Origin of the sequence: Streptomyces flavofungini (assembly GCF_014650815.1) — a bacterium.
In the GTDB taxonomy this organism is placed as follows: Bacteria; Actinomycetota; Actinomycetes; order Streptomycetales; family Streptomycetaceae; genus Streptomyces; species Streptomyces flavofungini.
Genome location: NZ_BMVR01000006.1, coordinates 615,424 through 627,951, shown reverse-complemented (window position 1 = coordinate 627,951; position 12,528 = coordinate 615,424). Strand labels below are relative to the sequence as shown.

Sequence of the window (12,528 nt, the reverse complement as noted above, 5' to 3'; positions counted from 1 at the left end):
GCCGCTCGACAACCGCCGCGCGCCCGGGTCCATTCCCGGGCGCGCGGTGGCTCTCACCCCGTGTTTCTCAGTGGCAGTTCTTGGTGCCGTGGTCCCGGGTGGTCCAGGAGCACGAGTCCCGATGCGCTCCGCTGGGCTTCAGCAGCCGGGCCTTGTCGCTGGTGTTGTTCCAGACGTACGAGCCCCGGCCCCAGTAGCGCACGCCCGAGGCGTTGGTGCCCTTGCCGGTGCGGACCTTCACGGTCTTGCCCGCGCCGATCTTGTAGCTGCCGAAGGTGTACGTGTAGCCGGTGTTGTCCTTCAGCTTGTAGCCCTTGAGCTGGATGGCGCTCCGGGTGTTGTTGTGGATGTTCACCCACTCCGCGTTGAGCGAGCTGTTGGAGCCGGTGTCACGGCCCGGGCTGTCGTACTGGATGAAACCGAGGTGCAGGCCGCCCTGGTGGGCGGCGGCCGACGCCGGGGCGGCGACGAGCAGCGGGGCCGCGACAGCGGTGGCGGCGAGGACGGCCGTGGCCATCGAACGTATGCGCAACTTGTGCTCCGTATGTGAAGTTCCCGTGGAGAGCAGCGAGCTTAGTCCGTCGTTGTACGACATTGGGGGCCGCTCCGGGCATATGACTGGAACTCAGCCCTCCCCGCCGTACTGCAATCGGCCCGGCCGGTCCTACGCATGGCCCGCCCGGCTGCTCGGGGGACCTCGCCGTCAGCCCCGTCCGACGTACGGCATCGTCGTCGCGAGGACGGTCGCGAACTGCACGTTCGCCGCCAGCGGCAGCTCCGCCATGTGCCGCACGGTGCGGGCCACGTCCGCCACGTCCATCACCGGCTCGACCGCCAGTTGCCCGTTGGCCTGGGGGATGCCGGAGCGCATGCGTTCGGTCATGTCGGTGGCGGCGTTGCCGATGTCGATCTGTCCGACGGCGATGCGGTACGGGCGGCCGTCCAGGGACAGGGACTTGGTCAGGCCCGTCAGGGCGTGCTTCGTGGCGGTGTACGCGACCGAGTGCGGGCGCGGGACGTGCGCCGAGATGGAGCCGTTGTTGATGATGCGGCCGCCCTGCGGGTCCTGCTCCTTCATCCGCCGGAACGCGGCCTGGGCGCACAGGAACGCGCCGTTGAGGTTGGTGTCGACGACCTGGCGCCAGGCGTCGTAGGGCAGTTCCTCGACGGGCACGCCGCCGGGGCCGAACGTGCCGGCGTTGTTGAAGAGCAGGCCGAGGGGGCCGAAGCGGTCGGCCACGGCGGCGAAGAGGGCCGCCACGTCGTCGGGGGACGTGACGTCCGTGCGGACGCAGAGGGTGCGGGCGCCGGGGTCCTCCGGCGATGACGTCCCGTCGGACGGTGCCGCCGCCAGTGCCGCCGTCTCGCGCAGCGTCTCCTCGCGGCGGCCCGCGAGCGCCACCGACCAGCCCGCGCGCACCAGTTCGAGGGCGACGGCGCGGCCGACGCCGGAGCCCGCCCCGGTGACCACGGCGTTCTTCGGGGGTGCCGTTCGCTCAGCGTTCATGGCCCCGCAGCGTACGGGAGGGTCCGCCGCACGGACCTCATCTGCCCGCCATTTGGCTGTTGTGTACGTGACAGGCGGGTGTCGCCCCCGGCCACTCCAATGCATCTTGCAACCATCTTCAGGGGAGGGGCATATGACACCCGCAGGACAGCACGCACCCGAACTCCGCGCCGCCGCCCGCCACTTGGGGCGCCGCCGGTTCCTCACCGGCACCGGCGCGGCCGCCGCCCTGGCCTTCGCCACCAACCTGCCCACCGCCGGAGTCGCGGGCGCCGCCGAGCTGGACGCCGCCCGCATCCCCGCCGACCCCTTCACCCTCGGCGTGGCCTCCGGCGACCCGCAGCCGCACTCCGTACTGCTGTGGACCCGGCTCGCGCCCCGACCCTTCGAACAGAACGGCGGGCTGCCCGCCGAGCGCGTCACCGTCCACTGGGAGCTGGCCCGCGACGCCCGCTTCCGCCGGATCGCCAGACGCGGCACGGCCACCGCGCACCCGGAGTTCAACCACTCCGTGCACGTCGAGGTCGAGCACCTCGACGCCGACCGGACGTACTACTTCCGCTTCCGTACCGGCAAGTGGGTCAGCGACACCGGCCGCACCCGCACCGCGCCGCCCGCCTCCAGCCGGGCCGCGCTCACCCTCGCCGCCGTGTCCTGCCAGGCCTACCACGACGGCTACTTCACCGCGTACAAACACCTCGCCGAGGACGATGTCGACGTCGTCTTCCACCTCGGCGACTACCTCTACGAGTACGCCGTGAACTCCGTCGGCGGCGCCCGCAAGTACACCGACCGCGTGCTGCCCGACATCTTCAACCGCGAGACCCAGACCCTCGACGACTACCGGCGCCGGTACGCCCTCTACAAGTCCGACCCCGACCTGCGCGCCGCCCACGCCGCCCACCCCTTCGTCGTCACCTGGGACGACCACGAGGTCGAGAACAACTACGCCGACGACCTCGACGAGAACGGCAACCCGCCCGCGGAGTTCCTGCTCCGCCGGGCCTCCGCCTACCGCGCGTACTGGGAGAACCAGCCGCTGCGCCGCCCGCAGCGGCCCACCGGCTCCGACATGCGGCTCTACCGCCGCCTCGACTGGGGCCGGCTCGCCCAGTTCGACATCCTCGACACCCGGCAGTACCGGTCCGACCAGGCCTACGGCGACAAGGCGCACGTGCCCGGGCCCGAATCCCTCGACCCCCGGCGCACCATCACCGGCGCCGGCCAGGAGCGGTGGCTCATCGACGGGTGGCGGCGCTCGCGCGCCCTCTGGAACGTCGTCCCGCAGCAGGTCACCTTCTCCCAGCGCAAGCTCGACCTCAACCCGGCCGCCAAGGTCAGCATGGACGCCTGGGACGGGTACGCCGCCTCGCGGCAGCGGGTGCTCGCCGGGGCCGAGGCCGCCGGTGTCGACAACCTCATGGTGCTCACCGGAGACGTGCACGTCGGGTACGCCTTCGACATCAAGGACGACTTCGACGACCCGTCGTCCGACGTCGTCGGGACCGAGATCGTCGCCACCTCCATCGCCAGCGGCAAGGACGGGGCCGAGCGGCCCGCCAACTGGGAGACGTACATGAAGGCCAACCCGCACCTGAAGTTCTACAGCGGACGCCGGGGCTATGTGACCGTCGCCCTCGACCGCTCCGAGGCCCGGGCCGACTTCAAGACGGTGTCGGCGGTCACCACGCCGGGGGCGCCGATCACGACGGCGGCGTCGTTCGTGGTGGAGGCGGGGAATCCGGGGCTGCGGCCGGCGTAGCCCGCGGGGGACGCCCCAGGCCCGCCCCTTCTCCGAAACCGGGGCTCCGCCCCGGACCCCGCTCCTCAAACGCCGGAGGGGCTGTCTATGGGCGGGTCTGGGGCGCACCCGCGGGGACACAACCACCCCCCGCGCCCTGAGACGATAGGGGGCACTACCAACTACCGGGGAGGGGCGCGATGCCGAAGCGCGGGCAGGCGGCGGAGAGACAGGCCGAGGGACGGATACCCGGGGCGGCGGGGCCCACCGACCCCGCCGCCCTGCGCGTGGCCACCGGCGCCCTGGTCACCCTCATCCTCGGCGGCCTCACCGCCATGCCCCCCTTGTCCATGGACATGTACCTCCCGGCCCTGCCGGAGGTGACGGACGCCCTGCACGCCCCCGCGGCGACCATCCAGCTGACCCTCACGGCCTGCCTCACCGGCATGGCCCTCGGCCAGCTCGTCGTGGGCCCGATGAGCGACAAGTGGGGCAGACGCCGCCCCCTCCTCGGCGGCCTCCTCGTCTACCTCCTCGCGACCGCGATCTGCGCCCTCGCCCCCACCGCGGAACTCCTCATCGCCTTCCGCCTCCTGCAGGGCCTCGCGGGCGCGGCGGCGATCGTGATCGCGCGGGCGGTGGTCCGGGACCTGTACGACGGCGTGGAGATGGCCAGGTTCTTCTCCACGCTGATGCTGATCTCCGGCGTCGCCCCGATCGTCGCGCCGCTGATCGGCGGCCAGGTCCTGCGCCTGACGGACTGGCGCGGCATCTTCGTCGTCCTGACGGTCATCGGCATCGCGCTGACGGTCCTGGTGTGGCGCTGCCTGCCGGAGACCCTGGCCCCGGCGGACCGCCACGACGGCGGCACGGCACAGGCGCTGCGCACGATGCGCGGCCTGCTCGCGGACCGCGTGTTCACGGGCTACATGGTCGCGGGCGGCTTCGCCTTCGCCGCGCTGTTCGCGTACATCTCGGCCTCGCCGTTCGTCATCCAGGAGATCTACGGGGCGTCGCCGCAGACGTTCAGCCTCCTCTTCGGCGTGAACTCGGTCGGCCTGATCGTCGTCGGCCAGATCAACGGCAAGCTCCTCGTCGGCCGGGTCAGCCTCGACAAGGCCCTCGGCTTCGGGCTCGCGGTCATCACGCTCGCCGCGACCGCGCTGCTCCTGATGACCAGCGGCGTCTTCGGTGACGACATCGGCCTCGCGCCGATCGCCGTCGGCCTGTTCGTGCTGATGTCGGCCATGGGCCTCGCCATGCCCAACACCAACGCCCTCGCCCTGATGCGCACCCGCCACGCCGCCGGTTCCGCCTCCGCCCTCCTCGGTACGTCCTCCTTCCTCATCGGCGCGATCGCCTCCCCCCTGGTGGGCATCGCGGGCGAACACACAGCCGTCCCGATGGCCGTGGTCCAGCTGTCGTGTGCGCTGGCGGCCGTCGTCTGCTTCGTGGCACTGTGCCGCCCGTGGCAGCACAACCAGAACGCGCAGGTGACGGAGTCGGGGACCGCGTCGGTGGCGGAGGGCGGGACCGCGACCGTGCCCGCCGCCCGGAAGACGGACCGCTGACCGCCGCCCCGGTGCTGCGGCCCGGCTCCCCGGAGCGCGCCGGACTCGACGCGGACGAGCTGCGCCGCCTCGTCCGCGACGTACGGGCCCTGCCCCAGGGGCCCCGCCCGTGGTGCGCCGGTGCCGTCGTCCTCGCCGGGCGCGGCTCGGTGATCGCGGTGGCGGAGGCGGTCGGGTGGGCCGTGCGGTACGCCGGGGCGGGCGGGAGCGCGGCGCCCCGCGCCACCGGAGGACCGGCCGACGGCACCCCCGTCGAGCTGCCCCCGTCCGAGCGCGTCCCCATGGGCGTCGACACCCCCTTCGACCTCGCCTCCCTCACCAAGCTCTGCACCGCCATCGCCGCCGTGCAGCAGCTGGAGCGCGGTGCTCTCGCCCTCGACGCGCCGGTCGCCCGGTACGCCCCCGAGTGCACGGGCGCCGCCGCGCACGGCATCACGGTGCGGCAGCTGCTCACGCACACCTCGGGGCTGCGGCCCGAACTCCCGCTGTACGAGCTGCCGGATGCGGCCTCGCGGCTGCGGGCGCTGCGTGCTGAGGTGCCGTCCGGTGAGGTGGGCGCGTACGTCTACTCGGATCTGAACATGCTGCTCCTGCAGCAGGTGCTTGAGCGGGTCACGGGGCGTCCTCTTGACCGGCTGGTGCGGGAGGGGATCACCGGGCCGCTCGGGATGGCCGCCACCCGGTTCGGGCCGTGCCCCGGCGCCGCCGCGACCGAGGACCAGCGGCGGCCGTGGGCCAAGGCGGACCGGGGCATGCTGCGGGGCGAGGTGCACGACGAGAACGCGTGGGCGCTCGGGGGCGTGGCCGGGCACGCCGGGCTGTTCGGGACCGCGCGTGACCTGGCCGTGCTGTGCCGGGCCCTGCTGAACGGCGGTACCTACGGCGCCGCCCGCATTCTCGGCTCCGACTCCGTCGACCTGATGCTGGCCGCGCCCGGGCTCGGCTTCGGGGTGGACCAGGCGTGGTTCATGGGGGAGCTGGCGGGGCGCGGCGCGGCGGGGCACACCGGCTTCACCGGTACGTCCCTCGTGCTCGACCCGGCCACGGACACGTTCCTGGTGCTGCTGGCCAACACCGTCCACCCCCGGCGCCAGCCCCTGGACAACGGTCCCCGGCGCGGTGCGGCCACGGCGCTGGCGCGGGCGGTGGCGGCGGGGCCGCCGCCCGGGGCCGCCCGGCGGCCACCCGCCCCACCGGGCCACTAAACTCACGGGGTGCGCGACCAAGCTTCCCCCGCAGAGACCCTCCGTACCGCCCTCGCGGGCCTCCTGGAGGACCTGCCGCCCAAGGCGGCCGCCCAGGCCGTCGACCGGCTGATCGCGAACTACCGCGGCACCACCCCCACCGGCGCGCCCGTCCTGCGCGACCGCGCCGACGTCAGCGCCTACGCCGCGTACCGCATGCCCGCCACCTTCGAAGCCGCCCGCGCCGCCCTCGGCGCGCTCGCCGCCGCGGCGCCCGCCGACTGGAGTCCCGCCGGGCACACGGACATCGGCGGCGGTACCGGCGCCGCCACCTGGGCCGTCCACGCCACCTGGCCCGGTGCGCGGCCCGTCACCGTCCTCGACTGGGCCGAGCCCGCGCTCGCCCTCGGCCGGGAGATCGCCGCCGCGAACCCGGAGCTCGGGTCCGCACAGTGGCAGCGTGCCCGCATCAGCGCCTCCCTCGACGTGCCGCCCGCCTCCCTCGTCACCGTCTCCTACGTCCTCGGTGAGCTCACTCCGGACGACCGGGGGGCCGTCGTGGCGGCGGCCGCCCGGGCCGCGGCCGACGCCGTCGTGGTCATCGAGCCCGGTACGCCCGACGGGTACGCGCGTGTCCTCGACGCCCGTGCGCGGCTGCTCGGTGCCGGGTTCCGGGTCGCCGCGCCCTGCCCCCACAGTGACTCCTGCCCCATCGTGCCCGGGGACGACTGGTGCCACTTCTCCGTCCGGGTCGCCCGGTCCTCCCTGCACCGGCAGGTCAAGGGGGGCTCCCTCGCCTACGAGGACGAGAAGTTCTCGTACGTCGCGGCTGTCCGGCCCGGGGCCGTTCCGGCTGCCCCCGCGGCGGGGCGTGTCGTCCGGAAGCCGCAGCTCCGCAAGGGGATGGTGCTGCTCGATCTGTGCGACGCCGAGGGTGCGCTGCGGCGGGAGACGGTGACGAAGCGGCACGGTGCGCTGTATCGCGAGGCGCGGGACGCGGCCTGGGGCGACACCTGGCCCCCGGCCGGGGCCTAGGGCCTGTCCGATGGGTCGGCGCGGCGTCGCGGCGCCTGGCACTTCCCCAAGCTCTCGGCTTCGTTCGAGCAGGGGAGGCCCCATTGCTCGCCGCGTTGCCGAAAAGCCCTAGTAGCTCCATCCCCACGCTCTCAACTTCGTTCGAGCGGGGGAGACCCCATCCGAGGACGTTCCGGCGCCTTGCGATCGCACGCTCCCCCGAGTTCTCGGCTTCGCTCGAACAGGGCCCCCCATGGCACCGCTCCTTGCTCCACGCCGACCCATCGGACAGGCCCTAGCCCTGCCGGGGGCTCCCCGAGGGCGGAGCCGAAGCCCCGCAGGGGCCCCGACCGCACCTTCTTAGAACCCTCTTAGCCCCACCGACTATCCACATCCCCATGCCTGCCAAGCGCACATTCGCCCTAGCCCTGACCCTCACCGCGGCCACCACCCTCACCGCCGCAGCCACCCCCCAGACCTCCCGGACCCCCCAAGCACCCCACACCCCCCGCGTAACCCTCACCGTCGACGGCGGCACCGCCCTCATCGACCCCGCGACCCTCGCGATCAGCGCCCGCACGCACGACGGCCGCACCCGCCGCCTCACCGCCCCCGCGGCCACGCGCCTCGGCGCCCCCGGCCCCCTCCACCGCACCACCGAGGGCCGCACGCAGTGGAGTTACCCGGACAAGGGCCTGACGGCCACCGCCGCCACCGACCACGGCCGCCTGGCCGTCACCCTCACCGCCAGCAGGGACACCGAGCTCCGCTGGCCCGTGACGGGGGCCAAGGGGAGTCTTCAACTCCCGCGCGGGGAGGGCCTCGACATCCCCACAGCCGACCCCTTCTGGACCTCCGGCGAGCAGAAGCTGACCGGCACCACCCTCGACATGAGCGCCGATCTGACCCTGCCCCTCTGGGGCTACTCGGCAGGACGGCACGGGGTCAGCTACCTCATGCCCACCGATATCGGGACCAACCTCACGTTCAAGACGGGGCCCGACGGCCACCTGCGGACCACAGCGGCCCACACCTTCGACCAGGGCGACGGCACCCGCACCTACACCGTCGACTTCGCCCTCACCGACGGCGACCCCGTCGCCCCGGCCGCCGACTACCGCGCGTATCTCGCGGAACGAGGCCGCCTCGGCAGCCTGAAGAAGAAGATCCGCCGCAACCCGGCGACAGCGCGCCTCCTCGGCGCCTCGCACGCGTACGTGTGGGGGGCGGCCCGCACCCCGGCGGGCATCCGACGCCTCCACGACCTGGGCGTGGACCGGATGTGGCTCGGGTACGACGCCGGGCCCGACCCGATGGGCAAGGCCGCTGTCGCCGCGGCGAAGGACGCGGGGTACCTCGTCGGGCCCTACGACACCTTCGCCAACGGCCAGCCCCCGAAGACCGCCGACAGCCCCACCTCGGTGTGGCCGGGCACCGTCTACCCGGACTTCTGCGTCCGCGACGCCGACGGCCGCCCCCGCCCCGGATTCGGCGGCCGGGGCTGCTACTTGAGCTCGGCGGCGTTCGAGCGGGCCGAACCGAAGAGCCACCACTTGGCGAACCGCACCCGCGCGATGGTGCGCAACGGCGCGGACAGTTACTTCCTGGACGTCGACGCCACCGGCGAGTTGTTCCGTGACCACTCCGCCGCGCACCCGATGACGAAGGCGGGCGACCGCGCCCACCGCCTCGCCCGGATGCGCCGCATCGCCGACTCCGGCCTGGTCCTCGGCTCCGAGTCCGCCCAGGCCTGGGCCAACGAGGCGGTCGCCTTCGACCACGGCAGCGCCACGCCCGTCGCCGACGGCCTGTGGGCGTTGCAGAAGGACCGGGAGAAGTGGGGCGGTTACTTCCCGGAGGCCGCTCCCGGCATCTTCTTCAAGCCGGTGCGGCTCCCCGCCTCGCTTTCCAAGGCCATGTACGACCCGCGCTACCGCGTCCCGTTGTACGGGACAGCCCTGCACGGGTCGACCGTGAGCGCCGAGCGCTGGGAGCTGTCGTACGAGAAGCTGCCCGCGGAGAAGCCCCGGCGCGCGCTGCTCGCGATGCTCTACAACCGGCCGCTCAACCATGTGCTCGACGGGCGGGTACTGGCCCGGCAGGGGCGGGAGATCGCGGCGCTGCAGAAGTACTTCGCGCCGCTGCACCGCGCGGCCGGGACCGAACGGCTCGCGTCCTTCCGGTTCCTGACCGCCGACCGCCGGGTCCAGCGCACCGTCTTCGGCGACGGCACCCTGACGGTCACCGCCAACTTCGGCACCAAGGCCCACGACGGGCTGCCCGGCGGCTGTGCCGATGCCCGGCTGCGCGGCGACGACCGGCCGCGCCGCCTGTGTCCGGCGGATCTCAGCTGACGTACGCGGACAGGAAAAGCTGACGCGGGCGAACCGAAAAAAAGAGGTGCGGGTGGTCGGTGACCACCCGCACTTCCGGTGCGCCGCGCCCTACTTGGCGCGCAGCTCCTGCGTGCAGCACTTCACGCTGCCGCCGCCCTTGAGCAGTTCGCCCAGGTCCATGCCGATCGGTTCGTAGCCCCGCTCGCGCAGCGGCTCGAAGAGGCCGACGGCGGCCTGCGGGAGCAGCACGTGCAGGCCGTCGGAGACCGCGTTCAGGCCGAGGGCCACGGCGTCCGGCTCCGTGGCGATCAGCGCGTCCGGGAACAGGCGGCGCAGGACCGCCTGGCTGCCGGGGGAGAAGGCGCCGGGGTAGTACATGACGTCGTCCGTGGCGTCGTCGAGGACCGCGAGCGCCGTGTCCAGGTGGTAGTAGCGCGGGTCGACGAGGTCGAGGCCGATCACCGGGCGGCCGAAGACCTCCTGGGCCTCGCCGTGCGAGAGCGGGCTGGCGCGGAAGCCCCGGCCCGCGAGGACGTAGCTGGAGGTGGTGGCGAAGTCGCCCTCGCCCTCGTTGATGTGGGTCGGCTCGTGGATCTCGGTGAAGCCGTTGGCCCGGAACCACTCCAGGTGCGCGGCGGCCTCGGGCTGCCGCTCGGGGTGGACGAAGCTGGCGCCCAGGACGCGGCCGTCGACGACGGTCGCGCCATTCGCCGCGAAGACCATGTCCGGCAGGTCCGGGTGCGGCTTGAGCTCCTCGACCGTGTGGCCGAGCGAGCGGTAGCGGTCGCGCAGGTCCTCCCACTGGGCGACGGCCAGCGGGACGTCGACGGGTTTGGTGGGGTCCATCCAGGGATTGATGGAGTACGTGACCTTGAAGTGTGCGGGTGCGCACATCAGGTAGCGCCGGGATGTGGCGCGCCGGGCAACTCGATGCAACGAAGGCTCCTCACGAACCGCAGGGGCTGTTGCTGCCCATGGTGCGGTCTGAGGAGCCTTCGTGCATCGATCCGGGCCCTATGTGCTGCGATCTGGGCGGGTATTTACTCATGAACCGGGCGCTTTTGGGGCCCTGAGTTGTATTCCGACCAGCGCTTTCGGGGCCGGGGGCCGCTCTTCGGCCGGGCGCTCGGGGGTCATGACTCGTTCTTCGCCGACCGGCCTTCCTGGAGTTTGCGCAGCAGCTCGCGCTTCTGCTCCTGCGGGCTGAGCCCGCCGCCGACCCGGCCGGAGCCGCGTCCGCCGCGCAGCGCCTTGCGGGAGAGGTTGGTGCGCGTACCGCCGACGCCGAGCATTCCGGATCCGCCTCGTGACATGTCATTGCCTCCGTGATGAGCGAGTGGACGAGCTGGACGAGCTGGACGAATTGGCGAGACGTATCGTCTCGTCGTGTTCTCGACTCTAAGCGAGACGTGCCGTCTTGTCGAGTGCTTTTACGGGAGGCCGGGGCGCTGGTGAGACGCGGCGTCTCGCGGCGCTGCTACATTCGTTGTCATGGCTCAGAAAACCGCCCCTGACTCCACGCGCCGCAGTGAGCGCTCGCGCCGCGCGATCTACGACGCCGCCCTCGCCCTGGTCGGCGAGGTCGGCTACGGCAAGATGACGATCGAGGCCATCGCCGCCCGCGCCGGTGTCGGCAAGCAGACCATCTACCGCTGGTGGCCCTCCAAGAGCGCCGTCCTCCTCGACGCCTTCCTCGACCTGTCCGAGCAGGCCTCCGCCGAGCTGAGCGCGAAGGCGGGGCTCGACGAGGTCGCGACCGCCATCCCGGACACCGGGGACCTGGAGACCGACCTCAAGTACGTGCTGCGCGCCACCGTCGACGAGATGATCAACCCGAAGTTCGACGCCCCGGCCCGCGCCCTGGCCGCCGAGGGCGTCGTCAACGAGCAGCTCGGCCGCGAATTCCTCGAGAAGCTGCTCGAGCCGCAGCTCCAGCTCTACGTCGACCGGCTGCGGTCCGCCCAGGAGCGCGGCCAGGTCGCCGCCCACATCGACCCGCGCGTCGCCCTCGAACTCTGGACCGGGCCGCTCGCCCAGCGCTGGCTCCAGCGCGTCGGCCCGCTCACCCACGAGTACGCCGACACCCTCGTCGAGTACGCCCTGTACGGCATCGCGCCCCGCTGAGCCGCGGCCCGCCGGCCCGCGGCCCGTCGACCCGCCGTCCGCGCCGCCTTCGCCCGGTCCCTGATCGGTGTGCGCGAGAGCAGCCCCGGCGCGTCCGTGATCACGCCGTTGCAGCCGAGCCGCAGCACCCGGTCGCGCTGGCGCGGCGTGGTCACGGTGTGCGCCCACACCCGCGGGATGCCCGAGTTGACCGCCCGTACGAGATCCGCGTCACGTGCCTTGTAGTCCACGTCGAGGACGTCGACGAACGACGCCCAGTCGCGCGGGCGGTCGGTGCGCAGCTGGGCCTGCGAGCGCCAGAGCTGCGCGAGCAGGCCCAGGTGGTGGGCGCGGCGGGCCACCCAGGGCTTGTTGGAGTTCACGAACACCGAGCGGGCCAGGCCGCGCGCGTGGATCATCGTGCCGAGCCGGGCCAGGCTCTGCGGGTCCTTGGCCTCCAGCATCAGCATCACGCGGCCGCCGAAGCGGTCCAGGACCTCCGCCACCGTCGGCGGCCGTTCGGCGCGCCAGCGGCCCGGCAGGCCCGTCGGCGGCCGCAGCCGCACCCGCTGCCACTCCCGCAGCGTCAGCTCGCGCACCGGCCCCCTGGTGTACGTGGTGCGGTCCAGCGTCGCGTCGTGCATCACCACCAGCGTGCCGTCGCGCAGCATCCTGGTGTCCACGTCGATGACCTGCGCGGTACCCCGCTCGAAGGCGGCCACCAGGCCGGACATGCTGTTCTCCGGGACTTCGAGGGCGCCGCCCCGGTGCGCGGTGTAGACGAGCCGGGGGAGCGCGTCGACGGTCAGCGGACCGCCGCCCCACTCCAGGGGAGTCAGGAAGCCGGCCGGTCCTGCGAGGGCCAGGGCGGTGAGGCCCGTCAGCACAGTCCTAGTGACCATGTCGAACACCGTAGGTGCGCGATTCGCCGCACAGCGTGAAATGACGCGCTATGTCACCCAGCGGCTGGCATCACCCCAGGTACCCCGGATGTGGACTACGGCCACCCGGGGAGCAGGATGGTGGGACCATAGGTCATGCTGTTCCGCACGATGGCGAGGTGAGGGGATAG

The 12,528-nt window shown here is 72.9% G+C and carries 9 protein-coding genes and 2 pseudogenes; 6 read left to right on the top strand and 5 right to left on the bottom strand.

Going from position 1 to position 12,528, the window contains the following annotated elements:
- Positions 1 to 67 precede the first annotated feature (67 nt).
- Positions 68 to 532, bottom strand: coding sequence for a lamin tail domain-containing protein (locus IE274_RS19245; protein WP_190117008.1), 465 nt, complete (start codon positions 530 to 532; stop codon positions 68 to 70).
- 171 nt (positions 533 to 703) lie between these two features.
- A complete protein-coding gene (locus IE274_RS19240; RefSeq protein WP_190117007.1) occupies positions 704 to 1,507 on the bottom strand; it encodes an SDR family oxidoreductase in 804 nt (267 codons plus the stop codon).
- Positions 1,508 to 1,640: 133 nt separating this feature from the next.
- Here IE274_RS19240 and IE274_RS19235 point away from each other — a divergent pair, with 133 nt between their 5' ends.
- From IE274_RS19235 to IE274_RS19215, 5 genes are all read left to right on the top strand, one after another.
- On the top strand, positions 1,641 to 3,269 hold the full coding sequence (locus IE274_RS19235) for an alkaline phosphatase D family protein (protein WP_190117006.1): 1,629 nt from the start codon (positions 1,641 to 1,643) through the stop codon (positions 3,267 to 3,269).
- Between the two features lie 179 nt (positions 3,270 to 3,448).
- Positions 3,449 to 4,819: a multidrug effflux MFS transporter gene (locus IE274_RS19230; protein ID WP_229909639.1), complete on the top strand. Its 1,371-nt coding sequence runs from the start codon at positions 3,449 to 3,451 to the stop codon at positions 4,817 to 4,819.
- 59 nt (positions 4,820 to 4,878) lie between these two features.
- A complete protein-coding gene (locus IE274_RS19225) occupies positions 4,879 to 6,024 on the top strand; it encodes a serine hydrolase domain-containing protein (protein ID WP_373305751.1) in 1,146 nt (381 codons plus the stop codon).
- A gap of 9 nt (positions 6,025 to 6,033) precedes the next feature.
- The gene (locus IE274_RS19220; RefSeq protein WP_190117005.1) at positions 6,034 to 7,038 is read left to right on the top strand and encodes a small ribosomal subunit Rsm22 family protein; all 1,005 of its coding nucleotides are present in this window, start codon (positions 6,034 to 6,036) and stop codon (positions 7,036 to 7,038) included.
- A 377-nt stretch (positions 7,039 to 7,415) separates the two neighbouring features.
- Positions 7,416 to 9,371: a glycoside hydrolase gene (locus tag IE274_RS19215; RefSeq protein WP_190117004.1), complete on the top strand. Its 1,956-nt coding sequence runs from the start codon at positions 7,416 to 7,418 to the stop codon at positions 9,369 to 9,371.
- 90 nt (positions 9,372 to 9,461) lie between these two features.
- On the opposite strand, the pseudogene ddaH reads toward IE274_RS19215, so the two are convergent.
- Together ddaH and IE274_RS19205 are read right to left on the bottom strand one after the other, a co-directional pair.
- Positions 9,462 to 10,358: pseudogene (gene ddaH / locus IE274_RS19210) on the bottom strand (dimethylargininase); the annotation flags it as partial.
- Between the two features lie 128 nt (positions 10,359 to 10,486).
- Positions 10,487 to 10,666, bottom strand: coding sequence for a DUF6243 family protein (locus IE274_RS19205; RefSeq protein ID WP_190117082.1), 180 nt, complete (start codon positions 10,664 to 10,666; stop codon positions 10,487 to 10,489).
- 178 nt (positions 10,667 to 10,844) lie between these two features.
- Between IE274_RS19205 and IE274_RS19200 the strand changes: the two genes are divergently transcribed.
- A complete protein-coding gene (locus IE274_RS19200) occupies positions 10,845 to 11,477 on the top strand; it encodes a TetR/AcrR family transcriptional regulator (protein ID WP_190117003.1) in 633 nt (210 codons plus the stop codon).
- Positions 11,478 to 11,503: 26 nt separating this feature from the next.
- Here IE274_RS19200 and IE274_RS19195 read toward each other — a convergent pair.
- Positions 11,504 to 12,358: pseudogene (locus tag IE274_RS19195) on the bottom strand (glycerophosphodiester phosphodiesterase); the annotation flags it as partial.
- Positions 12,359 to 12,528: the final 170 nt, after the last annotated feature.